General features: G+C 63.4%; 16 protein-coding genes and 1 pseudogene. 9 read left to right on the top strand and 8 right to left on the bottom strand.

Features of this window, described 5'->3' with window-relative positions; genetic code table 11:
- Positions 1 to 125: 125 nt before the first annotated feature.
- The gene (locus ACSQ9A_RS34495) at positions 126 to 608 is read left to right on the top strand and encodes a response regulator transcription factor (RefSeq protein ID WP_436307261.1); all 483 of its coding nucleotides are present in this window, start codon (positions 126 to 128) and stop codon (positions 606 to 608) included.
- A 62-nt stretch (positions 609 to 670) separates the two neighbouring features.
- On the opposite strand, the gene ACSQ9A_RS34490 is transcribed toward ACSQ9A_RS34495, so the two are convergent.
- Positions 671 to 1,696, bottom strand: coding sequence for a lysyl oxidase family protein (locus ACSQ9A_RS34490; protein ID WP_436307260.1), 1,026 nt, complete (start codon positions 1,694 to 1,696; stop codon positions 671 to 673).
- Positions 1,697 to 1,877: 181 nt separating this feature from the next.
- Complete coding sequence (locus ACSQ9A_RS34485) at positions 1,878 to 2,363, bottom strand: hypothetical protein (RefSeq protein ID WP_436307259.1); 486 nt, start codon at positions 2,361 to 2,363, stop codon at positions 1,878 to 1,880.
- Positions 2,364 to 2,719: 356 nt separating this feature from the next.
- Between ACSQ9A_RS34485 and ACSQ9A_RS34480 the strand changes: the two genes are divergently transcribed.
- The 3 genes from ACSQ9A_RS34480 (at position 2,720) to ACSQ9A_RS34470 (ending at position 5,773) form a co-directional block, all read left to right on the top strand.
- Entirely contained in the window at positions 2,720 to 3,205 is a 486-nt protein-coding gene (locus ACSQ9A_RS34480; protein ID WP_436307258.1) for a hypothetical protein, read from the top strand.
- Between the two features lie 127 nt (positions 3,206 to 3,332).
- On the top strand, positions 3,333 to 3,761 hold the full coding sequence (locus ACSQ9A_RS34475) for a VOC family protein (RefSeq protein ID WP_436307757.1): 429 nt from the start codon (positions 3,333 to 3,335) through the stop codon (positions 3,759 to 3,761).
- A 941-nt stretch (positions 3,762 to 4,702) separates the two neighbouring features.
- The gene (locus tag ACSQ9A_RS34470) at positions 4,703 to 5,773 is read left to right on the top strand and encodes a hypothetical protein (RefSeq protein ID WP_436307257.1); all 1,071 of its coding nucleotides are present in this window, start codon (positions 4,703 to 4,705) and stop codon (positions 5,771 to 5,773) included.
- A gap of 547 nt (positions 5,774 to 6,320) precedes the next feature.
- Here ACSQ9A_RS34470 and ACSQ9A_RS34465 read toward each other — a convergent pair.
- The gene (locus ACSQ9A_RS34465; RefSeq protein WP_436307256.1) at positions 6,321 to 7,292 is read right to left on the bottom strand and encodes a Bug family tripartite tricarboxylate transporter substrate binding protein; all 972 of its coding nucleotides are present in this window, start codon (positions 7,290 to 7,292) and stop codon (positions 6,321 to 6,323) included.
- Positions 7,293 to 7,414: 122 nt separating this feature from the next.
- Here ACSQ9A_RS34465 and ACSQ9A_RS34460 point away from each other — a divergent pair, with 122 nt between their 5' ends.
- The 4 genes from ACSQ9A_RS34460 to ACSQ9A_RS34445 all read left to right on the top strand — a co-directional run bounded on the left by ACSQ9A_RS34460 (position 7,415) and on the right by ACSQ9A_RS34445 (position 11,835).
- A complete protein-coding gene (locus ACSQ9A_RS34460) occupies positions 7,415 to 8,215 on the top strand; it encodes an IclR family transcriptional regulator (RefSeq protein WP_436293121.1) in 801 nt (266 codons plus the stop codon).
- Positions 8,216 to 8,299: 84 nt separating this feature from the next.
- The gene (locus ACSQ9A_RS34455; protein ID WP_436307255.1) at positions 8,300 to 9,508 is read left to right on the top strand and encodes an alpha-hydroxy acid oxidase; all 1,209 of its coding nucleotides are present in this window, start codon (positions 8,300 to 8,302) and stop codon (positions 9,506 to 9,508) included.
- 46 nt (positions 9,509 to 9,554) lie between these two features.
- A complete protein-coding gene (locus ACSQ9A_RS34450) occupies positions 9,555 to 10,229 on the top strand; it encodes an RraA family protein (RefSeq protein WP_436307254.1) in 675 nt (224 codons plus the stop codon).
- Positions 10,230 to 11,493: 1,264 nt separating this feature from the next.
- A complete protein-coding gene (locus ACSQ9A_RS34445; protein ID WP_436307253.1) occupies positions 11,494 to 11,835 on the top strand; it encodes a hypothetical protein in 342 nt (113 codons plus the stop codon).
- Between the two features lie 622 nt (positions 11,836 to 12,457).
- Here the strand turns inward: ACSQ9A_RS34445 and ACSQ9A_RS34440 are convergent.
- Positions 12,458 to 14,224 (bottom strand): winged helix-turn-helix domain-containing tetratricopeptide repeat protein, encoded by a 1,767-nt coding sequence (locus ACSQ9A_RS34440; protein WP_436307252.1) that lies wholly within the window; start codon positions 14,222 to 14,224, stop codon positions 12,458 to 12,460.
- 126 nt (positions 14,225 to 14,350) lie between these two features.
- Between ACSQ9A_RS34440 and ACSQ9A_RS34435 the strand changes: the two genes are divergently transcribed.
- A complete protein-coding gene (locus ACSQ9A_RS34435; protein WP_436290834.1) occupies positions 14,351 to 14,677 on the top strand; it encodes a hypothetical protein in 327 nt (108 codons plus the stop codon).
- Positions 14,678 to 14,977: 300 nt separating this feature from the next.
- Here ACSQ9A_RS34435 and ACSQ9A_RS34430 read toward each other — a convergent pair whose 3' ends face one another.
- The 4 genes and pseudogenes from ACSQ9A_RS34430 to ACSQ9A_RS34415 all read right to left on the bottom strand — a co-directional run bounded on the left by ACSQ9A_RS34430 (position 14,978) and on the right by ACSQ9A_RS34415 (position 20,573).
- Positions 14,978 to 15,400, bottom strand: coding sequence for a hypothetical protein (locus ACSQ9A_RS34430; protein WP_436307251.1), 423 nt, complete (start codon positions 15,398 to 15,400; stop codon positions 14,978 to 14,980).
- A gap of 65 nt (positions 15,401 to 15,465) precedes the next feature.
- On the bottom strand, positions 15,466 to 16,113 hold the full coding sequence (locus ACSQ9A_RS34425; RefSeq protein WP_436307250.1) for a DUF4272 domain-containing protein: 648 nt from the start codon (positions 16,111 to 16,113) through the stop codon (positions 15,466 to 15,468).
- A 352-nt stretch (positions 16,114 to 16,465) separates the two neighbouring features.
- Positions 16,466 to 16,615, bottom strand: a pseudogene (locus ACSQ9A_RS34420) (IS30 family transposase); the annotation flags it as partial.
- 142 nt (positions 16,616 to 16,757) lie between these two features.
- Complete coding sequence (locus tag ACSQ9A_RS34415; RefSeq protein WP_436307249.1) at positions 16,758 to 20,573, bottom strand: BTAD domain-containing putative transcriptional regulator; 3,816 nt, start codon at positions 20,571 to 20,573, stop codon at positions 16,758 to 16,760.
- Between the last annotated feature and the right edge of the window lie 43 nt (positions 20,574 to 20,616).

Here is a 20,616-nt window from a genome sequence, read left to right as displayed (position 1 = left end):
CGAGGTTTTGCGACGAACGAAGGAACCACTGAACATTTTGAAGGACTGGCATGCTTTTACCGAGAGAGGGGCACGATGAACGGAGAGAAAGCAGCACGCCTCAGTTGCCGCGTCCAATCACGGTCATGATCGCGTCAGACCGCCAAGCGTTGCTTCTGGCAAAGATGGCGAGGCTGATGCACGAGCCGGGAATCGAATTGCACGCCGAGTCGCTCACTGACCCAGCGCGCCTGGGCTACAGCATTGAGCAGAAGTCGCCAGCTGTCCTGCTGCTCGACAAGGCCATGCTAGACCGCCTGGATGGTGAGTCCATTCAAACGATACGCGCGCTGGCGAACGCAATTGCGGACCTGCTGTCGGCCTCCCCCTGCATCGTCGCAGCCAAGCCAATCCATTCGGCACGCAGCAGCACCACGCTCACGCACCGCGAGCAACAGATCGTCGACCTGCTGCGCTGCGGGTGCACCAACAAGGAAATCGCCAACCAGCTGGGGGTCATGGAAGACACGGTCAAGAAGCACTTGCAAAGCGTGTTTCGCAAGCTCGGGGTGCGCCGACGCGCCCTGGTAGCGCTGCGTCCGCATCCCGCGGCCTCGAGCTGCAACTGAGGATGCAATGACCGGGACGCCTCGTGCGCAGATCCGTCCTGCGCACCTCTTGTTGCCATTCCTTATTCCGTCACAGTAAATGCCTTGGGCAGCACTCCACCCGGACCGACACGAACATCCCATACCGGGTTGCGGCCACCACGTTTCTTGAACGGCACCGTCACCGTGGCGGTGATCATGTCGAGCGTCGAGGTATCGCTGGCCAAGCGGACATTGCTCGCGATCGGTCGCGGACCATTGCCGCCCTCGAAGGTCACCGTCATGCCGTCGCTGAATCCATAGCCCGTGATGGTGACCTGAACGGACGTTCCGGCCTGTGCCGTGTTCGGAGTGATCGACACCGCCGTTGAACAGCTTCCGCTGCTGTCCAGCACGGTGGCCGTGCTCGGCTTCTTGATATCCAAGAGAACACAGGAGACGTTGTCGTTCTCTTCGGATTCGATGATGACCTTCTTCGGATCGATCTCGATCTTCAGCTGATAGATGCCATCCGCGTTGTCCGTGAAGTCGATCTCTTGACCGGCGAGATGGCTTCCGTAGGTGTCGCCCCAGCCGACGGACATGCCTTGAATAGACCGGCCGCAGGTGTTGTAAACCGCTTGCCCGGGCGCCCCGGGCAACGTCGTGTCCATCTTGGTGGTGTCCATCACGCAGAAGGTCATCTTGCTTCCGGTTCGCACTGAGCCGCCCGGAGCGTTGACGGGTTGCAGCGTGTACAGCGCATAGTCGTCGAAGTGGAAGTGGCTGTGGGCGGGGTGCCACTCGAAGTAGCCTGCGAGACGGAGAAACGATGTGCCATCGCTCAGGAAGACGCGCTGAAACACTTGCTGCTTACCCGACCCTGTGTCGACGGATCCTGCCTCGAGTTGAAGCGGCCCGGTTCCGTTGTTCCAACTCGTCGTGCTGAAGCGCAAAATGGAGCTAGCGGACGCGTCGGCTACGAGCGAGAGGCTCGAAGCGGGCAGAGGTTTCAGGTTGGGCGGCCGGTCAACCACCGTCTGAGCCATCGCGCTGCTGGCAAGCGCCACAACACAAGCCGCCAGCGAGCCAAAGGCGACCGACCGAAAGTGGGAAGGGTTCGTGCTCATCGGCGCGGCTTTCCAGGTTATGAGAGACAAGTCTTCGTTGGGGCTCGGACCCGCAAGTCGAGCCATTCGTCATGCACTCGACACGCCAGTCTCCGACGCAGCGTGCGGCGCGGATGGCGGGCAACCGCGCGAATCGGAGGGATTTCCCCCTCCCTCCGAGCGCGCGCGAGATCGAAATCGGCTACTTGCAGATCTCCTTCTTCGGGTCGCACGGGGGCGGCTCTTTGGTCTCGCAGCTGAAGTCGGACAGCACCAGCCTGCCAGGCAGGTTCGTCGAGGCACTGAGCAGCGTGCCAGCACCCGTGCAGTTGAAATGCTGGGTGCTCTGGAGCACCTTCGAGGGACTGACGCTGCAGGAATTCCCCGATGACCAGGTCGCGCTGAGCGTGCCGGCGCCGGCGCCTCCCGTCTGGTTGTTGACGAAGTGCCAGGTGCCCGTGGAGTCCCCGCAAGACTGCCCGCTCAGGTTTTCGAGTTGCGCAGCCAGGGCCGTTCCGGCGTAAACACCCAGAGCCACTACGACCGGCCTCAGCCAATACCGCTTCTTCATGCTTGTCTCCTCGTGGACTTCCGTCATCTCGGCCACCTTCGATTTGCCGCGCCTGAGCGGGACGATGACGCCATGACGGAACAATCGACAGCTGGTGCGGCTGTCACGCGTGGTCACCAAAGGTCGCCCTCAGCAGATCCTGTATGCGAATCTGCAGTTGGCATCGTCACGATGTCAGCTTTTAGTACTAGGCGCCATTCCACGAAAGGGGAACAGCGTGCAACCCCGGGCGATGGCTGTCAGCATCTGAAAGTTCGTCGCTGCCAGATGAAGTTGGGGCAGGCCACGCCGGGCGCCTCAGCCTGACTGACTCGCCAAAGCTTCCTTCGACACTGTCAGATCCGGCTGCAGCAGGAGCGGACCTTCGAACCCGGACCCCGAACTGGAGCTGTCGGCCAAAGCCGAACCTCTGAGGTCGCCTTCCAGTTCACCCCATCCGACACGCCCCCAATGACCACCGGCGCCCACCCCAAATGAACGTCGCTAGCTTGATGCCGAACTTCGGAAGCACCTTGAATTCCGTCCCTTTGCTGGAAGCGTTGCGGGAACTGAGCATCGAGCCATCCGAAGAGGGGTCACTGCCAGACGGTGACTACATTGCCTACGTGGAGCGCCCTTCCGCCGGTGTCTCATTTGTGTTTACCGACGAAGCCATGCTCTTGGGCAAGGGCGAGCAGGCCATCGGAACCGGGGCTCTCTTCTTTACCGGCATCTTCTTCTATGCGGAAGGAGTGGACGGCTATTCACAGTACGGCCATGAGCTACCTGGCGGCCTAGACTTTTCTGACCGCCCTTCATCATTGAGACGTCGGCTGGGCGAGCCCGAATGGTCGCGATGGCTCGACGGGTCAGTCTTGACAGACCGATGGCAGTTGGACGGGCGAAAGCTCCATGTTTCCTACTCGGACGACGGGCAAACTCGCGTCGTCACCTACTTCGTACCCAACATCGAAGGGTGACCGAGAGCGGCTACAGTCGGCCAGGGGCCGACATTCACCATGGGGGTCCTACGTGAAACGTCTCGACGTTCTCACGCCCGCCGGACACGCCGCGTGCAAACTGGCGCAAAGTCAAAGGAGCGTATGCATGGAAACACAGGAGTTGCACCGCGGGCGCCTGATCGATCACATCCAGCTCGTGGTGAGCGATCTTGCCGCGAGTCAAGCTTTCTACAAGGCTGTCTTCGAGGTGCTGAAGATTCCGATGGGTGGTGCTGGCGAGGACTATTTCTGGGCCGATGAGCTTTTCGTGTCGACCGCCGACAGCAAAGCCGCTCAGGGCCAGTTGACCGGGCGCCACCACCTGGCTTTCCAGTCCCAGGACAAAGCGATGGTCGATGCGTTCTACAAGGCCGCGCTCGCGCATGGCGGCACGGACAACGGAGCACCCGGCGAGCGGCAGTATCACCCCGGCTACTACGCCTGCTTCGTGCTCGACCCCGACGGCAACAACATCGAGGCCGTGTTCCACGGCGAGGCCCGGCGTAGCGCGCCCTCGGTCAAGGTAACGTTCTGATCCTGCGCATGGCACGCGGGCTATGCAAGTGCAAAGGCGGATCCTGCGGCGCGAACTACTGCCCTGCGACCGACCAGCCCGCTTGTTCGACCGCAACATAGCTTGGGGCGGCGAACAGCCGTGACCGGCCAATACCAGACCTTCGTGGTGGCCCTTCATTTTGGACACGCCTCATGCCAGATTCGCCACATAGCTCAGTCAGCGAATCCACAGTCATCGGAGCAGCGTCAGCACATGAGGACGCGCAGCATGGACGGGGAGACGCGCGACCGGCGCGCCCGTATTGCTCACGGTTGGCTGCCGCCATATGGCTACTGAGCCTTTTCCTTCCGACGCTCCAAGCAGAGTCGAGAACAGTCATCGGCGTCGAGGTTGCGCTTCAGTTCATCTCACCCTGGGCTTGGCTGCTTGCGCCAACCATCTTTGTTCTATCCTCGTTCACGAACGTCGTCTTCCTGCTTCAAGTTGGAAGGTTGGCGCGAGCAGGTCGACCTCACTCCAAAGCGCCAACGCCCGCCCCAATCGCAGTCGCACTTCTCATCAACCTGATTGCTTGTTTTTCGATTGTTGGAACCCCCAGCTATCGGGCGCTGGTGCCCGACCTTTTTACCTTGCCAGGGGTCTGGTTCTGGCTAGCTTCATTTGTGCTGCTCTTGGTCGGCATCATGCGAGGTGAATCCCCTGGCCGGTCCATCATGCGGACCTCTCCGCGCAAAGCGGGCCATGCCGCCCGTGACGAACCTTGAACAGGTTTGCACCTTCGGACTTGGCCTCGGTTGACTGCCTTTGGCTCGCTGTGAGCTTGACGAGCGGCGCGAATCGGCCAGCACCAGACATCCAATCCCGACGCCCAATGGAAGAAGGAGCGAAGACATGGAACGGGTGCGTGCAGCCGGATGCCTAAGATGGCATAACCGTACTGGCGCAGATCACAATTCGGCATGACGAATCCTTTACCGCCGAGAGCCGCCGAGCCTGCATACCTCACCGAGGCGCTTCTCAAGTCAGGGGCACTCGACGGGGGTCGTGTGACAGACGTGTCGATCGAGGCATCGTTCGCGACCGTGCTTTCACACATCTTCAGGTTGCGCCTCGTTTATGCGAGCGCGGCAGCCGGTGCGCCGGCAACGCTCATTTTGAAAGCCGGCTTGAAGGACCGCCCCGGCGGACCATGGCTTGGTGGCCGGCACGAGGTCGCGTTTTACCGGGACCTCGTGCCCGTGATGCCCGTGGGCATCGCGCCGCGCTGCTTCGACGCCCAATGGGATGAAGGCACGGGCACCTGGCATATATTGCTTGAAGACCTCACGGACTCGCACGCCGTTGCGACGCGCTGGCCCTTGCCTCCCACCTTTGCGCAATGCGAGGCCATCGTCCGCACGCGAGCTCGATCCCAAGCGGCGTGGTGGGACGACTCGCGACTCGGCGTGACGGTCGGCTCCTGGCAGGATGCTAGCGCTGCCGACGAAGCGACGAAGAATCTGATGGCGCAGTTTGCGCGCTTTGCCGAGGAAATGGGCGATCGGCTTTCCGATGATCGACGTGCGCTTTACGAGCACTTGTTCGAAGCCGCGCCGCGCTTGGCCGCACGCTACCAAACTCATCGCCACATGACAATCGTCCAGGGCGACGCGCATGCCTGGAACTGCTTCCTGCCGCGCGATGGCGCAAAGGATGGCTGCAGATTGTTTGACTGGGATGCCTGGCGCGTCGACATGGGATCGGATGACTTGGCATGCATGATGGCCCTGCAGTGGTATCCCGATTTGCGGAAGCGCTTCGAGACGCATCTGCTGGACAGCTTCCATGAAGAATTGACGGTGTGCGGCGTGCAGGGCTATGACCGGCGCGCTTTGCAGGACGACTATCGGCTGTCCGTGCTCTGGCTGATCGCGACGCCTGTCTGGCAGCATGCGAACGGGATTCCATCGGTGATCTGGTGGAACAATTTCGAGCGTGTTCACCTAGCCGTCGAGGACCTCGGCTGCCGCGATCTGCTGGGAAGAAGTTGATGGTTTGACCGGCTCCATTCGGCCACTAGCGGAAGTTCGCCCCAGCCTCGAGAATCAGCTCTATGACCTTTCAACAAGTCAAACTTTGGCGGCCGTTCGCCTGTGCGTCTTGCCTCACCATCCTGGCTTCTAAGACTCTTTGGAGTACCAGTTCGTACTACACGTACCTGTCTTTGCTGGGGGTCGCGAGTGTTTTGCTCGCGGCGCGACTTCTCTTTCAGACCGGCAGGAAGGTCTGGCCTATGGCAGGAGTAATCACAGGCTTGCTGGTAGGCCAATGGTGGTTTGTGCAAAGTCTCATCAACCGGTTGTTCTTTCGCTTTTCGGGGTTCGCCCCATAGGCCAGCTGTTCGTGGGTGAACTGCGAGTTCCGCGATGGCATCCTCGCACTCATCACGCTCCCACGTCCGAGGTCGTAGTTCGGCCAGAAGCGGACGGACATCAGTCGGAGCCCGCGCAGCTTTAGCGTAGGCGGCGTGTCACCCCAACCTGACGTCAGCCCATAGGGTGCGGAAAAGTCACTCCAGTTGACCTTTCGTTTCACCAACTAGTTCAGTTCGATCTTCGCGTCGCGGATCACCTTGTCCCACACGGCGATTTCCTTGTGCACGGCGGCGGCGAGCTGGGCCGAGTTGGCCAAGGCGATGTCTACGCCCTGATCATCAAACCGCTTCGCCAAGCCCTTGTCGGTTGAGGCCTTGGCCATGGCGATGTAGAGTTGCTCGATGAGCGGTGCCGGTGTGCCGACGGGCACAAAGATTCCGTTCCAGCTGCTGTACTGGAAACCGGGCACTGTCCTGGCAATCAGTGGCAGATTTTTCAAGGGCGTGGCGCCGCTGGGGGCGGTAATGCCCAAGGCGCGTATAGCGCCTTTCTCGATCATGCCGGTGAACGAAGGCATGGTGCCGAACATCCCTTGCACCTGGCCTGAAACGAGATCAGTCATGGCCTGGGCCGCGCCCTTGTAGGGCACGTGGGTGATGCTGATGCCGGCCGCGCGGGCGAACAGTTCGGTTCCCAGGTGGGCAAGGCCGCCCACGCCCGCCGAGCCGAAGTTCAGAGTGCCAGGGTGCGACTTTGCATAGGCCACGAGTTCACCCACCGTGTGCACCGGCAGCTTGGCGCTGACCACCAGCACGTGCGGCGCAGTGGCGACCATCCCGACGGGCGTCAATTGGCTGAGGATGTCCACGCGGTTCTTGGCCAATAAAGGCTGCGCGGTGATATTGCCCGACGCACAGAAGAACGTGGTGTACCCATCGGCGGGCGAGCGTGCCACCGTGTTGAGGGCGGGCACGCCGGCGCCTCCGCCCATGTTTTCCACCACGAAGGACTGGCCGAGCGTGGCCGTCATGGCCTGGGCAAGGTCGCGGCCCAGCACGTCGGTGGCGCCACCCGCGGCAAACGGGATGACCATGCGGATCGGCCGGTTGGGGTAGGCCCCCTGTGCCCGCGCACCAAACGCTGCGAGGGCTGCAGCCGAAGTGAGGAAGGTGCGACGTGGCAGGTTGCGAGTCATGGCAAAGATCTTTGGTGGCTGAAAGCCGCATCATGTAGAGGGGCTCCGCATCCGACAATGCGTTTCGTATGGCGTAACAGATTGGCAAGCTTGCTACCATAGCCCGCAGCGTGGAGATCGATATGCCAAGCAAGAAAACCCAGGAAGTACCTGTGCGCACGGCGGCCCTGCTCAAGCAATTGCTGCTGGACAAACCCGTGTCCGTGCCCGGGCAGGAGACGGTGAAGGCAGTGGTGCGGGCGATGTCCATCCTCACGGCCTTCGATGGGGACGAGGTGTACTTGCCGCTGAACGAGCTGGCGCGCCGCACCGGCATGCACAAGCCTACAACGCTGCGGCTCGCGCGCAGCCTGGCTACCGCACGCTTCCTGGTGTGGCGCGAGGACGGGGCCTGGCGCCTGGGCCCGGCAGCAGGCTGGATAGGTTCGCGCTACCAGGCGCAGTTCGATCTGGATTCGGCGATAGAGCCGATGCTGCGACAGCTGAGTGCGCTCACGGGAGAGACGGCCTCCTTCTTCATTTTCGAGGGCAACCTGCGCAGTTGCCTGATGCGCTGCGAGGGGCCGAAGGGAATACAGCACCACATCCGCACCGGCGAGGTTTTTCCGCTGGACCGAGGCTCAGCGGGCCGGGTGATCCTTGCGGCACTGGGGGAACCGGGGGACCTGTACGAGGGCATACGCCGCCAGGGCTTCCACCTGACGCGGGGGGAGGGACGCTCCAGCATCGCCAGCGTGTCGGTGGCAGTGCGGGGGCGGCACGGGGCAGTGCTGGGCTCTGTCAGCAGCTCGGGCCCAATGGAGCGTATGACGGCGCCACGCCTGCGGCGCTACGCGGCTCCGACCCTTATGGCCGCGCGAATGCTGGGAGAGGCGCTGGGCGCCATGCCGGCGACCGCGCTTCGGGCTTCCTGGCACCCCTGAGCGGAGCCTTCCCACACCCCGGCCTGCGTTTCGCTAGACGTAACGGATTGAGGTGCGGGCGCGGCGGGTTGTCCAATGCGAGCCATGAACTCACCAAGACAGCAGTCTGGGCCCGCCCCCAATGCCCGGCGCCACTTGCCGGCCAGCCTGCGGCCCATCCTCAGCCTGGGCGATCTGGAGCCTGCGGCCCGAAGCCGCCTGCCGCGCCCGCTGTTCGGCTACCTCTCGGGCGGGGTAGAGGACAACGTGAGTCTGGATGCCAACCTGGCCGCCTTCCGCCGCTGGATGTTTCGCACCAACGTGCTGGTGAACGTGTCGGACCGGCAGCAGCGCACCCGGTTGATGGGTATGGAATACCAAGCGCCTTTCGGCATCGCGCCCATGGGGCTGTGCGCGCTGTTTGCCTTCAAAGGAGACGTGGTCATGGCGGAGGCTGCGGAGGCTGCCGGCATACCGTATGTGTTGAGCGGCGCGTCGCTGACGCGCATGGAGGAGGTGGCGCAAGCGGCGCCCACATGCGGCTGGTTCCAGGCCTACATACCGGGCGATCCGGCGCATATCGAGGGCCTGCTCGAGCGGGTGAAGGCCGCGGGCTTCAAGACTCTGGTAGTGACAGTGGATACCGCCACGCTGGCCAATCGCGAGAACAATGTGCGCGTGGGTTTCTCCACCCCCCTGCGGCCCAGCGTGCGCCTGGCGTGGGACGGGCTGACGCGCCCACGCTGGCTGATAGGCACGCTGGCGAAGACACTGCTTCAGCGGGGCATGCCGCACTTCGAGAACGCCAGCGCGCAGCGGGGTGTGCCCATCATCTCCAGCGGCGTGGTGCGGCAGTTCGGCCTGCGCGACCACCTCTCGTGGGAGCACCTGGCGCTGATACGCAGGTCTTGGCCCGGCAAGCTGGTGGTGAAGGGCCTGAGCGCGGCCGACGATGTGCGGCGCGCTGAGCAGGCCGGGGCTGATGGGGTGATTCTTTCCAACCACGGCGGCCGCCAGCTGGACGGAACTATGCCGCCCCTGCTGGCCCTGCCCGAGGCGGCCCGCGCCAAAGGCGGCATGGCGCTGATGCTGGACAGCGGTGTGCGCCGCGGCACCGATGTGCTGAAGGCCCTTGCGCTGGGGGCAGATCACGTGTTCGTGGGCCGACCCATGGCCTATGCCGCGGCGCTGGCGGGCCGCGCCGGGGTGGCCCATGCCATCACGCTGCTGCGCGACGAGGTGCACCGTGACATGGCACTGCTGGGCGTGAACCGTCTAAACGACCTGGGGCCCGCACGACTGGTGCAGGTATAGGTTCTTCTTTCCTTTCTCGTCTTCTGCTTTATACAAAAGAACCGACATGACCACGCTCCCCGACATCGTCCGCGAAATCACTCGCGTCGCTCCCGACGTAGTAGCACGGGCCGCGACTTTCCAGGCCGCTATTTTGGCCGACGTAGCGGGCCGCCGCGGGACGCTGCATGGCCGCGTGGCGGCAGTGGACGCACGCATGTCCTGCGCCGGTCCCGCGGTTACGGTAGAGGTGCGCCCGGGCGACAACCTGGCCATCCATGCCGCCATGGCGCTAGCCCGGCCGGGCGATGTCCTGGTGGTGGACGGCAAGGGCGACCAGACAGCCGCGCTCATGGGAATGCTGATGCTGAGCGTCTGCAAGAAGATTGGCCTGACCGGCGTCGTGGTGGACGGCGCCATACGTGACCGGCTGGAATTGCTGGAGCTGGGTATGCCAGTGTGGAGCGTAGGCTTCAATCCCGCCGGCCCCACCAAGCTAGTGCCGGGCCGCATTAACCACCCCATATCGGCTGGCGGCTGCGTGGTGAACCCGGGCGATCTAATAGTGGGCGATGCCGACGGCGTCGTGGTGATCGAGCGGGCCAAGGCGCCGGCCATGATGGACCTGGCTGCCGGGAAGATGGCCGACGAGGCCAAGCGCCTAAAAGACATCCACGCCGGCAAAACCGAATCGAAGTGGCTGCCCGCCGCCTTGCGTGCCGCCGGAATGCTGAAGGATTGAGAGTGGACTCGCAAACTCCCAGGGGCGGGTCGCAACCTGCCAGCATGTACAACAACGCCTAGCCAGAGCGCGTACGGGGTCAGTACCAAGGCTAATTCCGGTGACTTTCAGCATCGAGTTGGCCCTGTGCGTCATTAAGCTTGGCCTTGACCAACGTCGCCAGCAGTGATTGCCGACCACACACGTCGGCTCGATGCGTCGACCAGTTGGAGCCGCGGAACCTGCGGCCAACGACGGATGCCCACCGCGCGCGGGATTGCGTGCCGCCGTACCGCTAGGATTGGTCGACAGCCGTTATCGGCCACAACCGGACGTTCGTTGCCACCCTCCAGTTTCCTCCGGCTCCGCCCTGTAAGCGCTGCCGTCTTGGCTACAGTCGCCCCGGGCCCCGGACCCGACGTTCTATCGCACAAGCGGAGTCGGTCGCCACACAGCATTCTCACCAAACTCCGCATGGCAGCGCGGGCATGCGAGAGCATCCAACGCAACTAGAGCCTCGCAGTTGGGGCAGCGACCGTGAGGGCCAATCAAGTCACCATCCGGAGAGAGCTTGGCGAACTCGCGCGCTTCCTCCTCGGATTTTTGCGCAGCCGCGGAGGCATTGCTCCATAAGGAAACCACGGCGCCGCATACAGCTCCTGCTCCCGTTCCGACAAGAAGCAGTTGTGTAAGGCCGTTCGACTGAGGGAGTAGGCTGCCAAACTTCAGAAGGCTCCACGCCATCATGCTCGCTAGTCCGCTGACGGCCCCCAGCGCGCTCCCGAGAAGGAGGCCAATGCGGCTCACCCCGAGTACCCGAAGACAGAGAAATCCGAGCAAAGAGTGAAGACAGCCTGAAGCCAGAGCCGGCATTACACCGATGCCATACGAAGCGATGAGGGCAAAGAACAGAACTGCGAGATTAACTCTACTTTCCCCTGCAATCACAATGAAGAGCCCAATTGGCGGTCCTATTGCCGCAAAAACCAACGGGGCGAAGTTCAGCCTGTCCGAACTAGCGGCGATTGCTTGCTGGTCGCTGGCATCTATGCTGGCTTGCCTCATGGTGGACACTGTACCCGGACCAGGGTGCTCCAGGCGCCATCGACGCGGTATGGCACCTAGCCCCCTGAGAACAGTTCTGCTATGCAGATGGACGAATGACGTCCGGAAGCGGACGTTTTCGCACGGCATCCGAAGCGCGTGCGCACTGACCACGCCGCGAGCAACAATCGGCCAGGACCAGACATCCAGCAGTACCCTCCAATACGCTACAAATGAAGACATGGCTCTCTACTACGTCCTCGCCTCATCGACCAAGCCGCTTCCAACGTCTGGGGATTTCCAGTGGCCCTATGAGGTTTCATTAGCGTTCGAGGCAACGCCACATCCGGTTGGAGTCGCGGAGGGAGTCGGACACGGGGCGGCGGCTGCGTTCCTCACCGCCGCCGAAGCTCTCGGCCCATCATGGGCCCAGCACTTCGTGAGCGCAGACGCCGGCTGGCTCGTGCCCTTCGTGCAAAGGATGGCTGCTGGCGAACTCGTTCGAGCTGAAGAGGCCATCTCCGCCTACCGCGACAGGAATGGTTCCGAGCCAAAGACGTTCGCCCAGCCGAGCAACGCATGACGCGACTGGCAGAATGCGGCCAATGGACTAAACCGCTCGCGCGGTAGCCCGCCGCCGACGCCGCGGCGGGCTACCGCGCGAGCGGTTTAGTCCTTGGGCCCATACCGGCTGTACAGATTTCTCCAAAGCTGACGCTCCGGCGCTAATCGTCTAGCCTCAAAAGGCGCAGGGGATGCGCTGGCGCAAGCTCTTCGTGAGACCACCCGTCAACTGCCCGAGCAGGCATCGCCGGCGCTTGGTCAACGACCTGCGCTGGCACCGAGCCCGCAGGTGCTTCGAGAACGAGGTCCAGCGCGGACACGGGGTCGGGGCAGTTGACGCAGAAGGCGTCAAGCTGCCAGTTAACCTCTTGAGAAGAAAGGCCCTTGCCACCGGAGCTGAAACCTCAGGCTCCTCGATTCAACGGCAGGTTCTGGCCGATCGCGCATACAACCAACGTGAGGAATCGGCATCCTCAAAGTTGATGACAGCTCTCGCGCCAGCTGGCTGAAGACACGAACTGCTCTTGTCGACCCATCAGCGACTTCCGTAGTCTTGAGCTCGTCGCCACAAGTCCGCCGCTCGCTCAGCCGCTCTGACCCATGCGCAGCCACCCGAAGAAGGCCCGCAGCGCGGAATCAACCTATTCGGGCAGCCCAGCCTTCTCCAGCCCCGCGTAGTAACGCTCGCGCTGGGCGCGGCAGAGGTCGTTCGCGCACAGCCGCTCGTCGCGGAACGACGAAATCGTGTAGGAGGGCAGCCGCCGTCTGAACTCCGCCAGCGCCGCGCGCGCGGTTTCCGTCTCGCCCAAGTTCGCTGCCGCCGCGGCGACCCACGAATGAGCCACCGCGTGCTGCGGCCGCTCGAGCACCGAGCGCCGCGCCCATTCGAGCGCCTCGCGGTCGCGGCCCAGGTACAGATGCGCCGCCGCGGTGACGACGAAGATGCCGTTGAGATTCGGATCGCGCGGGCTGAGCCGCCGTGCCTGCTCGAGGGCGGCGATCGCTTCATCCTGCCGGCCGAGCGTGCAACGGGCATAACCGAGCCAGAACCAGGCGCTTGCATCGTTGCGATTGAGCCCGATCTGGCGCCCGAGCAACTCCACCGCCTGCTCGGAGCGGCCGGCCAGCGCGAGCGTCGTACCGCGCACGCCGACGACGCGTGCATCGGCGGGATCCAGTTGGAAGGCCTGCGCCGAGAGTCTGTCGGCCTGTTGAAGCCACTGCTCGCGCGTCGCGCCGCGCAGGCTCAGCCAGCGCTGCGACACGTCGTAGTTATAGGTCTGTGCTAGCAGCGCGAAGGCGAGCCCCGACCCCGGGTCGCGCGCGCTCACCTGCTCGAGCAGCCGGCGCGCCTGCTGCAGGGAGTCCGGCGTAGTCCGGTTGAACTGCAGCAGCCACCGCGCCTGCAGCAACAGCTCCTGCGAGTCGGCACCGGGCCGCGCTCGAGCACGTGCGGTTTCCACCTCCTGCAGCGTCAGGTCCAGCGACCTCGCCACCGTCCCGGTGACTCGGCGGTACAGCGCAGGAAGGTCGGGTAGCTCGCCATCGATACGGTCTGCCCACAGGGCGCGCCCGCTCTCGCCGTCGACGAGCTGCAGGGTCAGTCGCACCGTGTCGCCCAGGCGCACCAGTCCGCCGTCGAGTACATAGCGCACGCCGAGCTCGCGGCCCACGCGACGCGCGTCGACGCTGCGGCCGCGGTAGCTGTCCGCGGTCGCCCGTGCGATCACGAAGCTCTCGGGGATGCGCGACAGGTCGACCGTGATCTCGTCGGTGAGCACGGCGGCCAGCCGGTCCTGCGCCGGGTCGCCGCCATCACTTGCAAGGGGTAGCACGACGATCGACAGGCGAGGTGGTGCGGGTGGCACCACCGGTGCGCTGCGCTGCTGCCACCACCAAGCCAACGCTGCCACAGCGACGATGGCAGCCGCGAGGCCGCTCCAGAGCGCGACGGCAGCAGCGCCTCGCCTCACCGGCGCGGCGGCCTCACCCGCGACCGTGCCAATCGCCGCCCGAGCCGACGAGGACGGCACTGCCGCTTCGCCAGCGGGTGTGGCCGGCCCCGCATCGACGGCGCGTGAGGCCGGCACAGGCTCGACCGGAGCCGCGAAGAGATACCCGCGCCGTGGCAGCGTCTTAATAATGTGCTGCCCGTGCTCGCCGAGAACCTGCCGGATGTCGGAGACACAGCGCGTCAGCGACTCCTCGCCGACAACGACATCGGGCCAGACGGCGGCCAGGATCTCGTCCTTGCCCACCGGCCGGCCTGCGGCCTCGGCGAGGTAGACCAGCACGTCGAAGCTGCGCGGGCGAAGGTCGAGCCTCCGACCGGCCCGGCGCAGCGTGCGGCAGCCGACGTCGAGATCGAACTCTTCGAAGCGCAACCGGTTGGCGGCTCGAACCTGCATCTGGTCTCCCCGGCCTGTAGGGAGGAATTTTCAGCCTTTTTCACCACGCGCGCCGGTTCCTTCATGACGGCGCGCGAGCTGTGGAGCGCAATGGCAGCGGCACCCTCACCCGCCATCGGAGGCCCCATGACCCACCATCGTACTCTGTCCATCGCAGCCACCATCGCTGCCTCGCTTCTGCTCGCGACCCTTGCTTCGAACCCGCGCGCGCAGCCGCCCAACGGCACCCACGCGGCCGTCGACCGCGAAGTGCGCAGCCTGAAGGCGGCCTACCTGCGCTGCGACCGGGCCGCGACCGAGCGCCTGCTCGACATGGGCGAAGCGGCGAACTGCTCGGTCATCTACGAAGAGCTGCTCAGGGTCGGCTTCGGCGGCGACTTCAAGCGTCTGCTCGCCTGGTGGCACGCCGAACGCGTCGCCGAGGCGCGCGGCGAACGCATCGCCACGCCTTGAAGCAGGAGGGCCGGCCGCGCCCGCACTGCGCCGTCACCGCTTCGGCAGAGCCGACCCCGAGTTCAAGACCGATAGTGCGGCCTGAGAACGCACCAGGCTAGGTCAACCGAGCGCCGCGCAGCGGTCGAGACGCCCCAGATCGAGGTATCCCAGGCACCCGGCCGGTCTCGGGATTTGCGGAGGGCGATTGAAGTTCCTTTTGCCCGCGCATGCGCGGGCGGAGCTGGCCAGTGTCAGCGATCCGAGGCCATCTTTGCGTTGCTACATTGCCGTCGCTGGCGACCGGCTGCTTCTGGCCGTCTACGGCTGTCGGCCACCCCAAGCGATATTGTGTTCAAAGCCCGGGACAACCCCGAGCAGCCGTTCGGTCGCCTCCTTGGCAACCATGAAAAATGCAGCATACGAAGAGTCTTGGCCGTCATCGCGAAAGCCAGAGAGCTCGATGTTGCATCCGAGAACCGATACGTAGCTCTGCGCGAGCAGAGTCGTCAGTACGCCGTTCTTCGCGGCTGCCACGTATTCATCAAGGATTCCATCCGCGCGGACGGAGATGGAAAAGTCATCAGCAGGTGTGATGGCAGCGGTCAACGCGGCGCTCATGCTCCGTCCGCCGAGCTGCCTTCGCCATTCGTGAGCGACGGTGCGCCTCTCATGCACGCTCGCCCATGGATGTTGCTCGACCTTTTCAACGAGCCATTCGTTGATGATGTGGGGCGTCTTCATGTAGGCGGGCTAAGTTGGTCAATGGATGTGCGCCTAGAGCGTCGGCTTCTGGCGGGCATCCGCCTCTAGGTGCTGAGCTCCACGTCATCCCAGCTTCCGTTGTCGTTCAATAGCCATTCGAGAGCTTTGCGTCGCTCCATCACGATGTCCAAGCTCACGTCGCCTGATGGTTCCGCATGCAACTGGGCCGTCCTCGTCCACCAATGGAGCCTGTAGTAGAGGTCGGTCATCCTGAACAATTCCAGCCGAGGCCGAAGCTTCGCTCGACTCATGAAGGCTTCGCCACTCTCGTTCTCTCGCAGATTCGGCATAAGCGACGCAAGTTCACGACCGACAGGCTTGTTGAAGGCAAGGTCCTCGACTTTTCCGGCTGCCCACGCGAGCGCCCATAGCGCCTCGATGTACCAGTAGAGGTTGGTGCGGTCCTGCTCGGTGAGGTCGCCGTCGTCCTTTTCGAGAATAGCTCGCTCAGAACTTGATAGCTCCCCGTCCAAGCCATTGCTATCAATCCACTGCCTGACGACGGAGATGGGCGCCTTGAACGCAATCTGCAGCATCGCATTCAGGACCAGAGCGCGACGCGCAGCGGCTTGAGCATCTCGTGCTGGGGTATCTTGGTCGGGAGTTGGCAGCCAGTCGCATATTTCGCCGCCGTACGCGCGAATCAATGCCTCGTTCTCCCGCTTGATGAGTTCGCAATCAATCTCGTGCATCTCGACGTCCTATGTCTGCTTCAGGGCGAATTCTGGCCGGGGCTCAAGCGTCCGCTGTTGGCCGCATTCTGCCCGTCGGCTAGTGCAGGAACCACATGTACGCGATGAAGCTCCCGACGACGACGATGAGCGTCCAGTACGCCCACCGTTGGGCCTTGGGCATGGCCTCATACCGCTCTTTGCTCATGCCGGGACCAGCCATGAAGATGCTCCAGTTTTGTGTGAGGTGGAAGGGATGCCGGAAGGTCCGGTCCTGGCCAATTGTTGACCGCCGTGCGGTCAGTGCGCACGCGCTTCGGAAGCCACTCTCGGGCGTTCTGTTGGTCGCCCTCTGCCCTCATCACGGCCGGCAAATCGACACCGCGTCAATGATTCTCCCGTGGATGTCTGTCTTCTGCGTGTGATGGCGCGAGCGGCGCATGCCTCGCCTGCGCCTCAGATGCTGCAGCAGTTCCTTCTTCAGGGCGCCGCGGGCTTGAATGAAGAGACTGCGGTAGATGGTCGCGCCAATGCGCCCTCGTAGGGCATAGACGGAATCTCCGTGCGCAAGCGAGTGCGCGCATCGTCAGACTTCCGCGCGTTGTACGCTTCGATGAATGGCAAGTCAGCGCTGTAATCGAACTCGAAACCTGACGGGGTCATATTTAAATCGGGGCACGCAATAGGTTCGCCGCTTCCACAAGATCCGGGGTATCGAAACCCTCGGTGAACCGATCGTGAACTTTCGCCAGCATGCGGCGCGCTTGCTCCTTTTTGCCCTGCTGCCGCCACAGCTGCGCCATGCTCATGGCAGCCCGCAGTTCCAGCGTTTTCGCCCCTTGCCGACGGCTGATGGTAAGCGCCTGGTCGAAAGAAGCTTCGGCGGCCATGGTATCGGGCGGTGAAAGAGCCAGCAGGCACACCCCCTCGAGGCGATGACGCTCGGCCGCAAACTGGCAACTCCCCGTGCTTTTCTCATCCGCCTTCGCCTGCGCAAGCAAGCCGAGCGCCTCGTCGTACAGCTTCAAGTGCATATGAACCTCAGCCATGTCGGACAAACGCTGCGCCGAGTACGAAGGCGCCGCCGCGCTCAAACGGACAACGAGCGATTTGAGTTCGGAGAGGTCCCGCCTGCCTTCATGCATGATCTGGGCCCTGCCGTGCAGCGCTTCACCCGTCGCCATCCAATGCGACATGCCATGTTGTCGCGTGAGGGCAATGGTCTCGGCCGACAAGCTCAGGGTCTCCGTGTGCTTGTTCAACCAGCGATGCAACATGGTCGCGAAGAGAAGCGCCATCGCAAGCGTCTTTGGATGATCCATCGCTCGTGCTTGCTCGAGCATCCGCTCACACACCTCGCGCGCCTGATCCGCGAAACCGAGAAAAAAAAGCGCCCATGACAAATGCCCGGCAAACGATACGGACAGGTCCTCGCCGAACAATTCCAGCATCAGGTGGTGTTGGTCCGGACGATGGAGTGCAATAGCGTTCGCGGCGTGCGTGCTCGAGGCTTCGAACTCACCCAGCCAGAAAGATGCAACGGCGGCCACATAGTGTGCCGCTTGTTTTCCGATCGGGTCATCGCGCGCCAGGTCCAAGAGCCGCAAGGCGGCTTGCGGTACGCCGCGGGGACCGATGGTCGCAACGGTGTTTCTCAAGCGCGTCCATTCCGCCAGAAAAAATTCCGGACTGTCCGCCACCAGCCCGCGCAAGGCAGAAATTCGCGCAGTGACCCGGGTGGCATCCTCGGACCCGTAGCCATGCGTCGCGTGCAGCGCAGGGCAGAGGCCGACGAGGATCGAGAATTCGGTCTGATCCCTTTCTGGCGCCGCGGGCAGCGTCATCAGCGATCGCAGCCCGCGATTGAAATGTGCGATCGCTTCCTGGTTGGCCGAGCCGGAGATCGCTCGTTGCCCTGCCTTGATCCAGTATTCGACGGACTGCCGAATTTCTCCGGCGGAGGACAGGTGCTGTGCCAGGAGTTCCGGCTGGGCCGTGACGCTGTCGGGGAAATTGCTTTGCAGGACCTGCGCGATCTGACGATGAGTCGCCTGCCGATCGGCCCGGGTCTGCGATTGATAGGCCGCCTCCTGGATCAACGCGTGCTTGAACTGGCAGGTCGCTTCATTGACCTTCAATATCAGGCCGGAATCCATCAATTGACTCAGAGAATTCGCCAGCGCATTCGGACTGGATGGGGACACCTTGCGCAGCAGGTCAACCCCGAATTCCCGCCCGATCGTGGCGGCGATCTGAGCGGTGTATTTCGCTTCCCCCAGTTGGTCCATGCGGGCCGCCAGGAGATCGTGCAATGTGCCCGGAATGCTTGCCCAATCGACCCGAGTGGCCGTCTTTGCCAGCTCCTCTGCAAAAAGTGGCACGCCATCGGCGCGTTCCACGATACGGCGGACAGTCGCTGCCGGGAGCTTCCCGCCGACCGCGGCAATCAATTGCTCCATTTCGTATTCGGCGAGGGGCGGGAGCGACAGCACGGAAGCCGCATGGGGCGGAATGAACCCGGGCCGCACGGTGAAGATCGCGAGCAGGGCCTCCGGTCCTTTTTGCTCGATCAGCGCCGTCAAGAAATCCTGTGTGGAAGGGTCCACCCAATGCAGGTCTTCCACAATGAGCAACATCGGCAGCTTCGCCGTCGGCCCCTTCAACATCGCGCGCAGGAGCTTGATCGTCAGTTCTTTCTGCTTTTGCTGTGAGAGACCGGTCGCGCGGGAGTGTGCGGGTTGCGGCAGCGAATACAGCGAGACCAGCAAGGGGACGGCTTCCCGAGCCAATGCGGGGTAATTCCTTGCGACATGCTGCGCCAGCTTGGCGGACTTCACCTCCGGAGTGTCGCCAGGGGCAAAGCCCAGGTTTGCCTCGAGGAGCACCAGCAGTGGATGAAACGGTGACTGGCTGTATTCCGGGAAACAGCGTAGCTCGCGGACGGCGTGCGGCTCGCCCGCCAGCCCCTGTTTGAGGACATGCACCAGACGGGACTTGCCGATGGCCGGCTCGCCCTGCACCAGCACCGCAAGGCTGGCGCCTTGTTTTGCCGCTTCCCACAAACCCGTGAGTTGCGTGAGTTCGGCCTGCCGTCCGACCAGCGGCGTCAGCGGCGTTGCAGCATCCAGCCGTGTGCGGGCGCCACTTTCCCTTTCGACTCTGAACACAGCCACGGGCCGCGACGAGTCTGGCAAGGATTGGGCGCCCAGATTCGTGCAATCAAAATAGCCGGCCACGATGCTGTGCGTCTCCTGGCTGATCGCTGCTTCGTTGTACCCGACGCAATGGCGCAGTTGGATGGCGACCCCGGAGGTCTTGCCGACAATGTCCGGCAGGGATGGGTCGCTGCCTGTCGTGATCAGCCCGGTATGCACGCCTGAGCGGATCTCAATGCTGCGAGCGGCTTCCCGCGTGACGGCCAAGGCGGCTCGCACGGCCCGCACAGCACTGTCCTCATGGGATTGCGGGTAGCCGAAATATGCCAGCAATCCGCCGCCATGCATTGGCACGAGATGTCCCGAGAGCCGCCGGATGATCTCGACACAGTGCGCTCGGGGTGCGAGCAGGAGTTCCATCGCGTCATCGGGGTCGTCGATTCCGGATGGAGCCAGCTCGCAGAACAGCACGGTGACCTGTCGTCGCTCCGCGTGCGCTTGCGGGACGACATGCGACGGCGCCGTCGGGATCTCTGGCGAGTCGCGCACGAATTCAGCGTTGCGGATGCGCTCGGCCAACTGCCGTGTCTCCTCGCCGGGGATGACGCCCAACTCCTTTTTCAGCAGACGGCAGCACGCGTCGAACTGCCCGAGGGCCGCGCCGTTCTGACCGTTCAAGGCGTATAGGCGCATCACCCGACGATGTGCGGCTTCGTCCCACGGCTCGAGGTCGGTATGACGCAAGGCGAATTGCAGGGCCATGCCATAGTCGCCGATTGGCTCGTGAAAATTCGCCGACTGCTCCAACATGGCGAGCGCCCGGCGGTGCAGGGCTTCACGCTGGACAAGAAGCCAGTCTTCGAAATCGGGGCAGTCCGGCAAGTAAAAACCTGCCATGAATTCACCGCGATAAAGGTCAACGACTCTCTCATTTCGTTGCTGTGGCGAGTCGCGATCGTGCGGCGAAATCAGCGCCCATCCGCTGAACTCTATCGCGTCGATGGAGGCGTTCGGAATGAAACGGATGGTGCTCTTGCTGGCCGAGAACAAGGGCCTGCCGGCGGGCAGTTCCACCACGCGGCGCAAATCCGACAGCGTCCGGCGCAGGTTGCCGCGCGCCGTGACGGGATCGTTGCCGCTCCAGAACAGTTCGGCCAGAACCTCCCGCTTGTGATCCTGCTGCGGTTCCAGCGCAAGGTAGGCGAGCAGCGCACGCATCTTGTCGTACCAAATCCCGGCAATCGGACGCCCGTTCAGTGTGCAGTCGAAGCCGCCCAGCAACCTGAGTTGGAGGCCGTTGTCGAAGGGGAGTGCGGGCTGATTCAAGTGCTTTCGATCATCACTGGGCGGAGGGTGGCGTCCGCGGCGA

The organism is Variovorax sp. LjRoot290, from assembly GCF_964253985.1.
GTDB lineage: Bacteria > Pseudomonadota > Gammaproteobacteria > Burkholderiales > Burkholderiaceae_C > Variovorax.
Note: the sequence above shows the minus strand (reverse complement) of the source record. Positions and strands in the feature narration are given on the sequence as shown.

Coding starts and splice junctions, on each gene's coding strand:
- ACSQ9A_RS34450 (WP_436307254.1), top strand. CDS start 9,555: ATGACCACGCTCCCCGACATCGTCCGCGAAATCACTCGCGTCGCTCCC.
- ACSQ9A_RS34430 (WP_436307251.1), bottom strand. CDS start 15,400: ATGAAGACGCCCCACATCATCAACGAATGGCTCGTTGAAAAGGTCGAG.
- ACSQ9A_RS34480 (WP_436307258.1), top strand. CDS start 2,720: ATGAACGTCGCTAGCTTGATGCCGAACTTCGGAAGCACCTTGAATTCC.
- ACSQ9A_RS34440 (WP_436307252.1), bottom strand. CDS start 14,224: ATGCAGGTTCGAGCCGCCAACCGGTTGCGCTTCGAAGAGTTCGATCTC.
- ACSQ9A_RS34470 (WP_436307257.1), top strand. CDS start 4,703: ATGACGAATCCTTTACCGCCGAGAGCCGCCGAGCCTGCATACCTCACC.
- ACSQ9A_RS34495 (WP_436307261.1), top strand. CDS start 126: ATGATCGCGTCAGACCGCCAAGCGTTGCTTCTGGCAAAGATGGCGAGG.
- ACSQ9A_RS34435 (WP_436290834.1), top strand. CDS start 14,351: ATGACCCACCATCGTACTCTGTCCATCGCAGCCACCATCGCTGCCTCG.
- ACSQ9A_RS34465 (WP_436307256.1), bottom strand. CDS start 7,292: ATGACTCGCAACCTGCCACGTCGCACCTTCCTCACTTCGGCTGCAGCC.
- ACSQ9A_RS34460 (WP_436293121.1), top strand. CDS start 7,415: ATGCCAAGCAAGAAAACCCAGGAAGTACCTGTGCGCACGGCGGCCCTG.
- ACSQ9A_RS34425 (WP_436307250.1), bottom strand. CDS start 16,113: ATGCACGAGATTGATTGCGAACTCATCAAGCGGGAGAACGAGGCATTG.
- ACSQ9A_RS34455 (WP_436307255.1), top strand. CDS start 8,300: ATGAACTCACCAAGACAGCAGTCTGGGCCCGCCCCCAATGCCCGGCGC.
- ACSQ9A_RS34445 (WP_436307253.1), top strand. CDS start 11,494: ATGGCTCTCTACTACGTCCTCGCCTCATCGACCAAGCCGCTTCCAACG.
- ACSQ9A_RS34475 (WP_436307757.1), top strand. CDS start 3,333: ATGGAAACACAGGAGTTGCACCGCGGGCGCCTGATCGATCACATCCAG.
- ACSQ9A_RS34490 (WP_436307260.1), bottom strand. CDS start 1,696: ATGAGCACGAACCCTTCCCACTTTCGGTCGGTCGCCTTTGGCTCGCTG.